The following is a 14,374-nucleotide window of genomic DNA, read 5'->3' on the forward strand; positions in this document are numbered from 1 at the left end:
GCATAGTGTATAAGTTCATGCCAGCGCTAACAAATTTTTCCCTGATCAGTACTCCGCCGTTTATCTTAATGCTCACAGCCTGCTGCCCGGAGCTGCTGTCCTATATACCTTAGTACCTAACACTGCTGCGTAAAGCTTGTTCGGCGCTATCATTTCCAGTTTAAGGAGAGAGGATGTATTCATTTTTGTTGGCATATAAATTACAATTATTTCAGTTTAACATGTAGCACTTCACCTTCAGCCTTCACTTCCACAAATTCAGTAAGCTTATCATAGTGGGATTGGTTGTAATACCGGGTTTCATAATAATTAACAGTACTGTACATGCCATAGCCGGTACCTGTATATGCATCGTAAGACTTTGTTTCGCTCCAGGGGAGAATCGCCTCTAAATAATATTTGCCGGGTTTCATTTTAGGAAAAGTGAATTCGCCATCGCTATTGGTAACCGCTGTTAGGCGGTACCGGAATGCGGTTTCATCAATATAGGCGTATTTGAGTTTTTTGCGGTTTTCCTTCTTTTTTACCTGCAGGTAATCGAGCAAATAGGGTGTGACCGGGAAAAGCAGCACGGTAATTTTATTAGCAAGGATTTTTGCCCCGAATTTGAAGGGATAGCCGCCGAAGCGGGGTCTTGTAAAAGCCTGGCCTTTTATGGTGCCTGTGCCCTCTGCCAGGGCTTTTTTTGCAGTCAGAGAATCAAAAGGGGTTTTTGCATATAACCGGATGGTATCGTCTTTTTCTGGCTGCGTGTATTGCGCATTTGCAAAATGAGTTGTATAAAGCAGGGTGACAAGCGTAAATACTTCTTTCAGCATTAGGGTTGTTTTTTATTGAGGATATATTTCGAAAGCTGTTATAGCAGGCCTTAAGAGCCAGATTCCGGACCTGATTTTAAAAATGATTATCATTTGATCTTTCCCTGTGCGAGGCCACAGACTTTTACAGCGTTGTTAAGACTATTCATCAACTCTTACTTTGTACTCTAGTGTGGAAGCATTTAGTGTGATGCCGTTGGGGGCACTGATAACCATCCGATCATACTGAGAGGCCCCGGCATTCAGATTTTCTATTGGTTCGGTTCGGTCATACCATGCACCATCAGAACCCTTAACACGCATATACACCTCAAAGTCTCCATTTTGCGGATTATCGATATAATCTTTGTCCGAATTGTTGCGAACGTTATAACCGAATTGTTTTTCATGGGGAACGCCTTTCTGTGAAATGTTCTTCAGATTATAGATTTCAAAATCCGAAGGCTTAAAGATAGTCGCCTTTGAGGGATCGTCAGGATCATCGCTATCCGGGGCATTGTCACTTTTGCTGCATCCGGCAATCAATACTATCAAAAAAAATACCGTGAATACACTGAGCGTTCTTTTTCGATCTGTATTTTTCATAATGATTATGTTTTGATACAAAGCTATGGCATCCCCGAAGGGCAATCAATACAGTAAAAACGGTATTTCTTATACCGTAAAAGCGGTATATTTAGTTATAAAATACCGGTAACGGATTTTATTGATAAGCTTTGTGGAAAATTTAGTTCGGATGGACCTTAAGTACTTATTATTGGTTTTATACCTGACGTGCTGCCTGCAGACCTTAGCACAGATCAACGCTATAGACAGCTTGCAACAACTTGCAGCTAAAGAGCAAAACGTCGAGAAAAAAGTGTTTCTTTTATATGAAACAGTAGACCTGCAATCAGAATTCGATAGCAAAGCGGCCTATGAGACGTTAAACCAGGCGCGGACGCTGGCCGGTGAGAATAAATATCTGCAGGCGTTTGACCCTTTTTATGAGGCTCAGATCATCTGGATGAGCGACACTGCAAAAGCCAAGCACCTGTACCAAATGTCCATTCAGCTGCTTAAGCCGTACAGTACCAACAAAGCATTGCAGACAACGGCCAGAGCCTGGCACAACTGTGGTATCTTTTTGCAGATAAACAGCAGGCAGGACGAATTTGCCAGTATCCTGCTCAATAAGGTTATTCCTCTTTCAGAACGGATCGGCGACCTGTTAAGTATAGCATCTGCGTACAATGCTATCGGGACGGTTTACAGCAATAAGGAGGATTATGGAAACGCAATAACCTACTTCCGGCGTGGGATCCGGTCCGGTCTTAAAGGAGCGCCTTCTGCCAGGAGATCAAGGGTGCTGGCGGATGCTTATACTTCAATCGCGGGATGTATGACGTATCTGAAAAAAAAGCCGGATGAGGTAAAGCAGGTCCTGGATACTGCCAGGCAATACCTGGGCCAGGTAGGCGATCCTGTGTATCATGGAGACTATTATCTGAATTATGGCAGGTACTATGAAATGAGGAATGATTACTCCAATGCGCTTTTACAATTTAATAAGGGATTGGAGTATGCCGGGAAAAGCCCAACGATGACTATTTCCGGCATCCGGCTGGCTTATGAAAAGGCCAATGCGCTGAAATACCTGCAACGGTATAAGGAGAGTAAGCTTATCCTGGACAGCCTATTGACAAAAACTGCCAATGATTTTTCACTCAACAATCGTACTTATATCCTAAAGCTGCAGGCGGAGGTGGAAGCCGAATTAGGCGATTACAGATCTGCCTATCATTTTCTTAAAGCATCGGAAGTCTCTTCAGATAGCCTTCATGCAGTTCAGGAAAAGGTCAAAATCGCTGAGATCTATGCCAAATTTGATGTTGCGGAGCAAGAAAATAAGATACTTAAATTGGAAAACGCCAATCGGCAAAAACAATCCATTATTGTACTTACTGTATTAATACTGCTCCTGTCGGCTGCTATATTCTTTATCCTGCTCCACAACAGGAGGAGGCGGAGCCTTCAGCAGCTAAAACTATTGTCTGCAGGAAAAGAGGTAGCGGTAAAAAATGCATTGATTTACGGTGAAGAGCAGGAACGTAAACGGTTGGCGAGGGAGTTGCATGACGGGCTCGGCGGCACTTTCGCCGGCATTAAACTGAAGCTGGAAAATGCTGTCAGAAAACCAGACATTGGTGAAATCAACGAAGCTATTGGATTATTGGAGGGAGCCATCAGGGAATTTCGACAAACGACTCATCGCCTGGTACCGGATCATCTGAAAAATAACGGACTGGAAAACAACATAAAAGACTTCTGCCATTCTTTCCGTGGCTCAGGTGTCGGTTTTCATTTCTATTTTAAGGGGTTGGAGATATTACGGAATAGTGATAAAGAGTTAGTGATCTTCAGAATTATACAGGAGCTGATCACGAATGCCATCAGGCACTCAAAAGCCGGCAATATTTTATTAAATTGTATTGTGGAAGACCAACTTTTGCTTTTAACTGTAGAAGACAATGGCATTGGCTTTGACCCTTTTTTCGAAAAAGCGGGTCTTGGATTGAATAATATCAGAAGCCGTATAAGCCTGCTGAATGGAGATATTCACATCGACTCCGGAAAAGATAAAGGTACGGTGGTAAATATAGAAATTGTATTATAAAAGATGGAATCAATAAAGATAATAGTTTGCGATGATCATCCGTTGATTAACGAAGGACTGCAGAAGATGATTAATAATATCAGCAATATGGTTATTGTTGAAGCTGTTGCCACTATATCACAGCTATTTGAGAAACTCCGGCAAAAGCAACCCGATATTATTCTGCTCGATATCAATTTGCCTGATGGCGACGGAACGGATGTATGTCTTACCATCAGGAAGCAATTCCCGCGGGTTAAAATTTTGATAATAAGTTCACGTGATGACAGAAGCACGCTTATTAAAATGATTCGTAACGGGGCGTCTGGCTATCTGCTTAAAAGTGCATCTGTCGAAGAAATTGAAAATGCGATCAATCTGGTTTATCTGGGGGGCACTTATTACAGTGAAGAGATGCAGCAGACGATTGCTTCTATTTTAAGCGATACATTGCAGAAAGAACAGCCGCTGGTAACCCGTCGGGAAAAAGAACTATTGTTTTTTCTCAAAAGCGGATTGAGCTCTCAGCAGATCGCTGAAAAACTATTTATTTCAACCCGTACAGTAGAAACACACCGTAAAAACCTGTTGGCCAAATTCAATGTAAGTAATACGATAAGTATGTTGGACAAGGCAAGAACCATGGGGCTAATTTAAGGAACGTTTTTGGTTCCAAACAATTTTTCTCGTTTTCTGTTATATTAAATAAACTCTGATGTACAGGCTGACATTTAACTTTTTGTCAGATTGAGTTTGGTCTTTCGCAGAATTCTATTAAATCAAGTATTTACAAGGGGTGCGATTCGCTACCCTTTAAATGAGCCTGCAATTTGCCAGTGGCGTAGCGGCAATGAATGAAAGCTGTTAAGAGAATGAATTTACGATCGCTTTGAGGCGGTGCCGGTTATAAAAAGGGTACTCGCCCTGAAAAAAATTTGCAGGAGTGGTTAACAACAATCGTCCTTCATATTTTAAAGAAATCCATGTAGCTTGGCTGCATTAATTAATTCTACCGCGTTTTTTGCGCTGAATTTCTGTAACAGATTTTTTCTGTGCCCGTCAATGGTGAATTTGCTTAAAAAAAGTTGTTTGGCAATATCAGTGGTTGTCATTCCTGAAGCTATCAGCGCTAAAATTTCTTTTTCGCGATTGGTGAGCTTTATGTTTTCCTGAAATTTATCATTCTTTGGTGGTTGCGAAATAATTTCCTTCACAGCTGAGCTAAATGTTATTTCACCAGATATTGCTTCATTAATACATTTCAGCAGCTCTTCAATTGTTGAACTTTTTAGCACATATCCTCTTGCTCCATTTTCCAACATTTTCATGATAGCACTCCATTCATCGTGATTACTGAATGCGAGTATAATGGTTTGGGGTGATATAGCGTTTATTTCTTTGCACAAATCCATACCGCTGATGTCCTGCAGGTAAACGTCCAGCAATACTACCTGTACAGCTGTTTGTTTTAAAAAGTCAATAAAATGATGCCCACTTGTAAAAGTGCCTACAATCTTAATTTCCTCTTTTTTTTGTAAAAGATTGGTTAACCCCTCTATTACTATTGGATGGTCATCAACGATGGCTAATTTAATTTTGGCAGATAACATTGAGTTTTATATTTATGATGCTGCTTTATCTCCCCTTAAATGTAAAGTCTCTTTTGCCATTTAACCATGTATACTGGCTTTAATATTGTCCAAATTAATTTATTTATCCGAATCTGATCATAGGTGCTGTTCATGCCCTTTTTATGACCTAATATTACTTTAAGTTGTTGCTACAGTGCATATCTGTATACATTTTTTTTAACTCGGCGGATTTATTCCGCATAACCTGAAAAGCACTATTAAGGAGGCTTTCTTTATCCAGGCCAAATCTCATGAATTGTTTAAGTAATGTTTCAGCAGGCGCGTCAAAACCATTCTTCAACATCGAAATGTACCTTATTGCAGTTTTATCCGGATCTGCCTGAAGCATAGTAAATAACTTGCAGCTAACCAACATAGCATAAAGATAAGTTACATTATATAACGGATCATAAAATACAAGCCGTTTCTGTATCCATTCAATACTCCTGTTGGGTTCATAGTTAAAAGAGCTGTCATATTGAATCATGATACTGGAGTATAAGCTATCTATATCTTTACTATTAGTAATAGTACCGTCTGCTACTCCCTCATAGAGGCCTTGTTCAAATGTACCCTCCTGCGCTGAAGTAAATATTTCAAAAGCAAGTTTATCGAGAAATTGTTTAGCAAAAAAAGCCTTGCTTTCTATAGAAGGTGCCTGTTGCTGCAAATAATCCAACAATAGTAGCTCGTTGAGCATCGCATAGGCTTCAGATAGAAAATTCGGCCCATAGCTGTAAGCAGGAACGCTTAATTGATTGCCCTTTAATAGGGTGTGCAGGGCATGTCCTCCCTCATGTATTAATATCTGTAGGGCGGTTAGTGAGCCGTTATAGCTTCTCATATAAAGGCTGACAGGCACCTGCGGATAACCAACGGAAGTGTTGTCTCTTACCCTGTTTAAGCCGGGACCTATTTCCAGCGCTCCGTTAGCAGGCTCTATCAACCATGCAAATTGCCGACAGTATTCCTTCCCTAAAGGAGTAAGCGCACTTATTAAAAGTGTTTTTGTTTTTGTAAAAGACAAGGGTTTCCAATCGAACTTTGCCTGGGAGTTTATTGGAGGGCTTTGCACCAATTTTTTATAATCTTTAAGGATATTTGCATAGGAGAAAATTCCTGTTAATAATTGCTTTACGCTGTCATCGGAAAGTTCCAGACGCTGCGCATATATTTTTTCAGGATGATTTTTAAAACCATTTATCTTGGCCTGTGCTGTATGCTGTTGAGTAATGTCAATTAATGTGGCTCCTAACAGTAACATATAAGGTTCATAAGCGAAGTAATAAGCTTTATTCGCTGCCGCTCGAATAAAGGCGCTGGTATCTTTCATCAAAATTCCTCTGTCCTTGATGGGATTTAAATACTTGTTATTATTTACAAGTATGTCATCGGCCCTTATACTTCCCATTAGGGTGTCATAACGATCAACAAGCCGGTCAACAGTGTTACCTGATAATTCCCTGATTATTGCTTCATCATGAGCCGGACGTAAATGCGCTGTATTTTTTAGTTCTTTTTCAATCAGGTACCGATACTTTAGTAACCCGTTCTTTTTTAGCTGATCATAGGTGAGTTTATTGGATGAAAACTGCTGCGCAATTCTGGTAAGCTGATTGTTTAGTGTACCGATAATTTCACCCAGATCATTAATACCTGCTTTTGCAAAGGAATCTTTGGCATTGATATAGTTGCACAAAATATGATATTGATAATGCTTTTGGAGTGAAACTAACAGTCGTTCCCGTTGATCCAGCCACTTTGACAAACGATTTAAGGTTAGTACGCTGTCTTTTTCGAACAATTTTATACTGTCTATAAGTCTCTTTCTGAATGATAGCTCTATCGACGGGGAGGTAAAATACCGATTTAGTTTTGCATGGAACAGGTCAGCATTGCCGTCAAAGGGGTCGCATAATTGGGCATAGCCATTGTTATAAAACAAAACCAGACAAGTAAGTAAAACTGGTACTTTCCGAAAAAAGGTTGAATATTTTAGCATGCTATTACATTAGATTAAGAGCAAAAATAATGGTATACCACGTTGTAAAATTGAATGTAATTAGCCTTAAATCCGATTAGATTTTTCTAAAATCCCTGGGAAGAAAGCCAGTAATATTCTTAAAAGTGCGGGTAAAATGCGCCTGATCAGCAAAGCCACATTTATAGGCAATATCAGTTAGTGAAAGCGAAGTGGCTTTAATCATAGACATGGCCTTGTCAATCCTTATTTGATGGATATACCTGCCTAATGTGATTGAAAAATATTGATGAAAATAGCGGGAAATTGTAATCCGATGCACGCCACACCTGTTGGCCAGGTCATTCAATTCATAAGAAGTATTCCATTCGTCGTGAAGTATTTCTTTCAGAATGATGACCCAACGGGGAGGCTGATTATATTTTTTAAGAGATAGAATGCCCGGATAAAAAAGTTGATGGAGCGTCAACTGACTCACTGCTTCCATACTTTCGTCAGCGGTCAACAGTTCTTTAAATAGCTTAACTAAGGCAAATTTGGTGTGTTTAAAATCATGTAGTACTTGCATGATTTTGTTATCAGCTAGATCCAGTTGTTTTAACAGTGAGGGCGTTAAGTTCAGGTTTATTGCGCGTGTGCCGGGCGTATAAAAAACACAGCGGTGTGCTTCGCCAAAAGGAACATATTTTATATCTCCTGGCATACGTTTGTATCGCATGCCCAACAAATGCTCTTCATAAGTACCGTAAAGTAAAAAGCTAATACTTGAGGTTGTATGAGCATGCCACTCTTCAAAAACGGCCGTACTACTATAATGAGTGAGGGCAATGATTGAGTCCCCGACAGATCGCGCGAATTGATTATTGCCTAAAAACGGAACGCCTGGTTGTTGCACTATTACCATAGAATGAATGCTACAGTTATAAAACTTAAATTTTTGTATTAATTGTCGTTTGTTCAGGAGGTGACATAGATCTCTATATTTACGGAAGTACCCTGCCTATTTTTAGAAAGGACTTCCATCTTGCCATTTAAGTAGGCTACCCGGCTTTGAATATTGCTTAGTCCCACGCCCATACTGTTAACCGGATCCTCGTTATCAAACCCTCTTCCGTCATCTTCCACAGTAATAAAAAACACAGACCCATGCTGCGCGCACTGAAGCATTACATGTTGGGCATTGGCATGTTTGACACAGTTGGTCAGGAGCTCCTGGACAATCCGGTAGATGATAATTTTTGTCTCCATACTAATAGCATTTTCTTCCCCTAAAAATTGGAAATTAATATGGAGATTGCGTTTTACCAGGAGCTTGCACAAATCCCTCAATGCTGCTTCAAGACCTAGTTTGAGCAGCATTTCCGGCATCATATTGCGTGCAATACGCCTAAGCTCCAAAACAGAATTGTCCAGCTGTCTTAAGATATTACGTATTTCGTTATCGTGATGACTTCCGTTTTCATAAGCAACGCGCTCCAGGTTCAGTTTCGTTGTTGTCAGCATGCCGCCCAAGCCATCGTGTAAATCCCGTGCGATCCTTGTTCTTTCCCCTTCCTGTGCCTGTACTACAGCTTTTGTAATTTCAATCTGAGCTTTCTGTATTGACGATTGTTTACTATTTCTATAAAAAACCAAAACGAATAAGACTGTAGCAAGTAATAAAAGGCTTATCGAGCCTAATAACCAATTAACCAGACGGCTGTTTTTTGCTGTTAGCTTTGCGGTAATGTTTGAGGCATTTAATTCCGTTATTCTTTTTTGATTCTCAGCGCTATGGAATTTTATTTCAAGCCCGTTTATTTCTTCTTTGAGTTTACTTTTATCCACACTGTCGAGCAACCTGCTATATTCTTTTTGCCATTTATAGGCTGCTTTCGTATTGCCATTTTTCTCATAGGCTGTTGCGAGTTCCTGGTATATCATTAGCTTGTTTTGGCTGGAATTCCTTGCCGGGTTTTTGACAAGCCGGAGCAGAATGACTATTGCTTTCTTATAATTTCCTAAACCCGAATATGCCCTATATTGCTCAAACATAATTCTTTCTGCAAGATCTGCATTTTGCAATTTGTGTGCAATCGATAGAGCCTCGTCGAGTACTTTTAATGCCTCCGAATGTTGGTTTGATTCAATCAAATAAATACCGGTGTTCATAAGAACATCTGTTTCATAAACTGTACCTGAAGGCGCAAAAGGACTTATATCATCAATCAGTTCCTTTGCCTCACTCAATTTATTTATGTATAATAGGTTTCTGGCAGCATTAATAAAAATATCCATGTTGTCTAACTTGCTTTTCCCTGTCTGTTGTAAAATCGAAATAGCCTTGTCATAATATGTTTCTGCTTTGTCATATTGCAACTGATTCATAAAAACCAGGCCAATATCTGCATAATTTTTTGCCAGGTATTCCTTATCTCCCGATTTGATCGCAAAAGGGATGGCATAAGTGATCAAAACAGCCAGCATTGTTTTTGAATCATTTGCATTCAATCTTAGCGCTCCATAATTACGCCAGCATTTTGACCTGAAAAGATAAGCTTCGGGAGTTGTGAACGGAGTTAACAGCGAATCTGATCTTAAAAATAATCTTTCCGCCCTTTTTGTATCAGTATCAAAAAATAGGAATCCTGCGTAACAGGCAGATAGCGCATGGAGGTACTTGTTGTTTCCCGAAAATTTTGTGCCGAGTTCGAGAAACTGCCGCGCTTTTACCGTATCGGTATATGACCATTCGTACGATAGCAAAAAACAAGCTCTGGCCTTAATACTATCCGTTGCATTAATTGTCAGTACATGTTGCAAACTATCTTTATAATTATCGTTGTATTGTTGGGCATTACTCAACAATGGAAATATACAACTCAAACAGATCAGGCTGCGTAACAGGCGCATTATTATAAAAATTAATACAAAAATATGATTAGCCCGCATAATTGCTACCTCTTGTAAAAAAAGGATAGTGTGTCGCAGTTAAGGAAATAGTTCGTGTAAGGCTAAAAATGATAGGTAAATCCCATGCTTGAGGGAGATACATATACTGTGCTTCTTTTAAGTTTTTTTAATTTTCTGCCACTGACAATAATCATGGTAGTCCCACCACCCAATGCCATCGCGCCTACAACATAGCCACCGATATATAAACCCCTGTCCAGGCCGTTAAAAGGCTCGCTGCTGTTGTTTTCTCCCCAATTAGGTTTTTTGGCGTAAAAAGTCATATACGTCAAAAGTACAACACCTCCGGCAGCAATAGCGATACCCGAATACCGCATCACATTAAGCCCTGTTTTTAGAATAGCCAAAGTTGGCTGTTTTTTTAAATCAGCATTTCTTCTTGAAAACGGAAGCCTGAATATTTGAGGATCCGATATATCCCGGACCTCCTTTGATATACTATCAGGAGCTGATTGTCCATTTGCCCACATTATACTTATAATAAATGGTAACAATAGTAAAAGAGGCTTCATAAAGTGAATTTTATTTTTAATCTTTTTTACTCATAATCAGGATTCCGCACAAAAATATAATGATAATGGTCGATTTTACCCCCCTATAAATAGCTGACTAAAAAGGCTGATTGTAGGGATAGCCGGAGTATCATGGCTATTCTAACTTTGTCCATTCTCATTGAAATAAAACTTGTATGTTATGAAACGTTTTAAAATCTACCTATTTATGACGGTGATCGCATTGCCCGCTTTGTTTTCGAGCTGTGGGAAGGACAAAAGTACTGCTGACGATAATAAGATAAAAACAGCAAAATTTACATTTACTGTTACAGGTGCGGCAAATGGCAGCGTTGTAAGCATTAGTGCAAGTGGCAACAATACCGCCGGGAAAACAGCTATTTGGAAAGTGAATGGTCAGATTAGATCAGGAGAAGATGCCATCGTCCTGAATGCCGCTAATTTTACCGGAAATACAAAAACATACGTTTTAGAAATAACCGAACCTTTATTTAAAATAGGCATTAACTTAGCAGGCGAGCTTGCAGAAAGTGGAACTCCTTTTAAAATCAGTTATAGGGCCGAGGTAAATGGAAATACGGTCAAGGATGAACAAAGTGTTACGGTGGATCAAACACATGGCTATCTAAGAATGTATACTTATAATGAATAGATCCCGGCAATAAACCTTTTTAGATAATGGCTTCATATAACTGTATTGGAAGTGAATTTTAGCGCGAAATAATTGAAATAAATCGTTTTTAGAAAAACACGGGGCCATAATGCAAAAGATTAATTTACCATGAGAGATACATGTTTAATTATTTTCGAAGGGATCATATTTTATTTTCTGGACTTGAATGCTCAGCAGGGAAAACCTTTGGTTTCAGCCTCTGAAAATATTGATAGCATCATTGAGACAAAGATGGAAGAATGCGGTATAGTAGGTATTGGCGCTGCAATTATAGTAAATAAAAGACTGATTTGAAAAAACGCCTATGGTTTTGCCAACGAAACGATGCGAACGCCTTTCACAATTTCCACCATCATGAACATTGCATCAATAAGCAAAACAGTAACAGGCGCCTGTATAATTAAAGCTGAGGAACTGGGGAAGGCAACTCTGGATGAAGACATTAATCAATATTTTCCTTTTAAAATTGTTCATCCATACTTTCGGCACGAAAAGATTACGCTGAGAATGCTGGCTACACATACTTCCGGGCTTGCAGATCGATATCCATTTTATACGGACAAGACGCACCTATAACTTTGGACAGCTTCCTGATAGATTATTTTATTACTGGAGAAAAATACTACTCTAAGGAAAATTTTTGAACCATAAACCTGGCACATACCGGAAATACTCGAATATTGACGCGAGGCTTGCCGGTCATATTGTAGAATGTGCCACGGGTGAAAGGCTGGATGAATATAACAAAAAAATATTTTTATTACCGTAAATATGAACCAAACAGGTTGGTTCCTTTCAGAAATTGATACAAATAGACATTCAAAACTGTATCAAAAACAAAAGATACCATAAAGCATATTTCATTATACGGAGCCATAACCTATCCTGATGGAGGTGTGCACACTTCTGTAGCGGATCTGTCAAAATTCTTTATAAATGGCGTCGGGGTATTAAAAAAGAGCTTGCGGAAGAGTTGGTGCGTTTTCTGTTTACAGCCGTCCGCAAACCGGCGAATGTAAATTTAGGACTTTTATGCTTTCTGACCTGAATAAACAAATTGCTGTCGTGTTTTTTGCAAATACTTCGCTAAATGAGAAAGAAGAGGCTGTTTTTTTTGATATTTACAATAACCTCTATCTTTATGGGCAAAAGCTATATAACAAACAGAAATCCATTCTTTGATGCAGGTATTGCCTAAATATTCATATCTAATATTTTTATAAACTTATAGAATATGGTCCCGGAATGTTCAGCCACTATTTTTTCCGTTAGTGATTTAGAGGCGTCTATTAAATACTATACAGGTGTCCTTGGTTTTGCCGTCGATTGGCGATATGGAACCTTGAGTTGTTTAAAGTGCGGGAATGTCTTGATCCAACTATCGGCTCCTGGTGTAGGAATTAACAGAAGAGCAACGGGCGAAGGAAATGTTTATATTTTTTGCGATGAAGTGGATCAATATTTTCATGATATTATAACAAAAGGTGCATTTGTTTTAGTAGAGCTTGCTGACCGAAAATATGGCATGAGAGATTTTGCTATCAGAGACCCCGACGGCAATACCTTGTCGTTTGGTAAAGAGATTGCCAGTTAAATATAGAAAATATAACCTGAGCACAATTCATTTTCCACTCCCTGAAAATTCATCATTGACCAATCCAATAAAGCTTACACTTCTTATTATTTGCCTTTTAAAACTGGTACTTCATCTTGTAGCTGACTATCATTCGGGTTTCCAGGGAGATGAATTGCTACATATAGAAACCGGTAAGCATCTTGCATTTGGTTACATGGAGTTTCCCCCTTTAATTGGTGTATTGGCGTTTATCCAGAATTTATTTCATTCACATTCTGTTTTTGTTCATCATATTTTCTCACACTTAGCAGGTGTTATCATTTTAATAATTATAGCCAGGGTTACAATAGAATTGGGCGGAAATAATAGAGCGGTGTTTTTTGTATTGCTGGGATTAATTATTGCACCAGGTTTTGAACGCTCCCAACAATTATTTCAACCGGTAGTTTTCAGCCAGTTATTTTGGGTGTTAGGTTTTTATCAATTATTAAGGTTTATAAAATACCTCGACAAAAAATCATTATGGTTACTTACTTTATTTTGTGCCCTGGGCTTCCTGTCCAAATATGACGCTGTATTTTTCATTTTTGGTTTAACATCATTATTAATATTTAAGCGAACCAGAAATGCGCTTATTCAAAACAAATTCTGGTGGAACATTTTTGTTTTTAGCATTTGCGTTTTACCCAATACTATTTGGCAAATTTCTAATAACTATCCAGCGTTTCAAATGTTTTCAAGGCTTTACGAGACGCAATTAGAAAGCCTGAGCCGAACCGCCAACATTAAAAAACTCCTGATTGATATTAACCCGATTACAACGTTATTGCTCTTCCTTCCAGGAATTTATTATTTAGCTATCTCAAAAAACAAATCAGTAATAACGCCATTGGCAGTTGCTATAGGTTTATCCTTTCTGTCTCTTCTATACAAAAACGGGAAGGCATATTATTTCTTTCCAATTGTATTAACAGTTCTTCCTTTTGGCGCTGTATTTATGGAACGGTATCTATTTATAAAAAGAGAATGGGTTTTTTATCCTGTTACAGTTTTGATGCTTTTAGCCGGTGTTTTAGTGCCATTTGGAATGCCTGTTTATAGTTTCAATCGTTATCTGTCAAAAATTTATCCTTTTGGAAGGAAAGATATTGATGGAGGAGCGTATGGCGTGAAATATGATGAATATTACACCAAAGAAAAATGGCGGACAACTATGCAGGAGTTAAAACAAGTATATGATAACCTGCCGACAAGCGAAAAAGAAAACTGTTTGATTTGGGGTAAACATTATGGGCAAGCGGGAGCAGTGAATTTGTTTAGAGATCAATATAACTTACCTGAATCTTTCTCCTATCACGGAAGCTTTTATACCTGGTCACCGACCGGGCAGATGCCCCATATAGTGATTGCATTAAGCTACAGAATTGGTAATTATTTTGAGCCATATTTTGGAGATATAGAAAAAGTACGCACTATATATAACCCATATTCAGATAATGACGAAGAACTCTACCAATATATTTACGTCTGTAAAAGGCCAAATCAGAATTTTGACGAGATGAAAGAACAGTTTAGAGGAAGAATTTTTGAATAAAT

At 38.8% G+C, this 14,374-nt stretch carries 13 protein-coding genes and 1 pseudogene; 7 read left to right on the forward strand and 7 right to left on the reverse strand.

Annotated features, from left to right (window positions below; translation table 11 throughout):
* Nucleotides 1–206 precede the first annotated feature (206 nt).
* Both K7B07_RS10870 and K7B07_RS10875 read right to left on the reverse strand, forming a co-directional pair.
* On the reverse strand, nucleotides 207–818 hold the full coding sequence (locus K7B07_RS10870; protein ID WP_223709557.1) for a carboxypeptidase-like regulatory domain-containing protein: 612 nt from the start codon (nucleotides 816–818) through the stop codon (nucleotides 207–209).
* Between the two features lie 141 nt (nucleotides 819–959).
* Entirely contained in the window at nucleotides 960–1,403 is a 444-nt protein-coding gene (locus K7B07_RS10875) for a hypothetical protein (RefSeq protein ID WP_223709558.1), read from the reverse strand.
* Between the two features lie 151 nt (nucleotides 1,404–1,554).
* Between K7B07_RS10875 and K7B07_RS10880 the strand changes: the two genes are divergently transcribed.
* Nucleotides 1,555–3,474, forward strand: coding sequence for a tetratricopeptide repeat-containing sensor histidine kinase (locus K7B07_RS10880; protein ID WP_223709559.1), 1,920 nt, complete (start codon nucleotides 1,555–1,557; stop codon nucleotides 3,472–3,474).
* Between the two features lie 3 nt (nucleotides 3,475–3,477).
* Nucleotides 3,478–4,110, forward strand: coding sequence for a response regulator (locus tag K7B07_RS10885; RefSeq protein ID WP_223709560.1), 633 nt, complete (start codon nucleotides 3,478–3,480; stop codon nucleotides 4,108–4,110).
* Nucleotides 4,111–4,424: 314 nt separating this feature from the next.
* Here the strand turns inward: K7B07_RS10885 and K7B07_RS10890 are convergent, their stop codons facing one another.
* The 5 genes from K7B07_RS10890 to K7B07_RS10910 all read right to left on the reverse strand — a co-directional run bounded on the left by K7B07_RS10890 (nucleotide 4,425) and on the right by K7B07_RS10910 (nucleotide 10,529).
* On the reverse strand, nucleotides 4,425–5,063 hold the full coding sequence (locus K7B07_RS10890; RefSeq protein WP_223709561.1) for a response regulator: 639 nt from the start codon (nucleotides 5,061–5,063) through the stop codon (nucleotides 4,425–4,427).
* Between the two features lie 154 nt (nucleotides 5,064–5,217).
* Nucleotides 5,218–6,888 carry a M3 family metallopeptidase gene (locus K7B07_RS10895; RefSeq protein ID WP_223709562.1) on the reverse strand — a complete coding sequence of 557 codons (1,671 nt, stop codon included), beginning with the start codon at nucleotides 6,886–6,888 and terminating at the stop codon, nucleotides 5,218–5,220.
* Between the two features lie 274 nt (nucleotides 6,889–7,162).
* On the reverse strand, nucleotides 7,163–7,969 hold the full coding sequence (locus K7B07_RS10900; RefSeq protein WP_223709563.1) for a helix-turn-helix transcriptional regulator: 807 nt from the start codon (nucleotides 7,967–7,969) through the stop codon (nucleotides 7,163–7,165).
* 53 nt (nucleotides 7,970–8,022) lie between these two features.
* Nucleotides 8,023–9,957, reverse strand: coding sequence for a tetratricopeptide repeat-containing sensor histidine kinase (locus K7B07_RS10905; RefSeq protein WP_223709565.1), 1,935 nt, complete (start codon nucleotides 9,955–9,957; stop codon nucleotides 8,023–8,025).
* A gap of 101 nt (nucleotides 9,958–10,058) precedes the next feature.
* Entirely contained in the window at nucleotides 10,059–10,529 is a 471-nt protein-coding gene (locus K7B07_RS10910; RefSeq protein ID WP_223709567.1) for a hypothetical protein, read from the reverse strand.
* Between the two features lie 181 nt (nucleotides 10,530–10,710).
* On the opposite strand from K7B07_RS10910, the gene K7B07_RS10915 reads away from it, so the two are divergent.
* The 5 genes and pseudogenes from K7B07_RS10915 to K7B07_RS10935 all read left to right on the forward strand — a co-directional run bounded on the left by K7B07_RS10915 (nucleotide 10,711) and on the right by K7B07_RS10935 (nucleotide 14,372).
* Nucleotides 10,711–11,181 (forward strand): hypothetical protein, encoded by a 471-nt coding sequence (locus K7B07_RS10915; RefSeq protein WP_223709568.1) that lies wholly within the window; start codon nucleotides 10,711–10,713, stop codon nucleotides 11,179–11,181.
* Between the two features lie 129 nt (nucleotides 11,182–11,310).
* Nucleotides 11,311–11,496, forward strand: coding sequence for a hypothetical protein (locus K7B07_RS10920; protein ID WP_223709570.1), 186 nt, complete (start codon nucleotides 11,311–11,313; stop codon nucleotides 11,494–11,496).
* Between the two features lie 15 nt (nucleotides 11,497–11,511).
* A pseudogene (locus K7B07_RS27890) lies at nucleotides 11,512–11,778 on the forward strand (serine hydrolase domain-containing protein); the annotation flags it as partial.
* Nucleotides 11,779–12,436: 658 nt separating this feature from the next.
* Nucleotides 12,437–12,796, forward strand: coding sequence for a VOC family protein (locus tag K7B07_RS10930; RefSeq protein WP_223709572.1), 360 nt, complete (start codon nucleotides 12,437–12,439; stop codon nucleotides 12,794–12,796).
* 55 nt (nucleotides 12,797–12,851) lie between these two features.
* Nucleotides 12,852–14,372, forward strand: a complete 1,521-nt coding sequence (locus tag K7B07_RS10935; RefSeq protein ID WP_223709574.1) for an ArnT family glycosyltransferase — start codon at nucleotides 12,852–12,854, stop codon at nucleotides 14,370–14,372.
* Nucleotides 14,373–14,374: the final 2 nt, after the last annotated feature.

Origin of the sequence: Niabella beijingensis (genome assembly GCF_020034665.1) — a bacterium.
GTDB classification, from domain to species: domain Bacteria; phylum Bacteroidota; class Bacteroidia; order Chitinophagales; family Chitinophagaceae; genus Niabella; species Niabella beijingensis.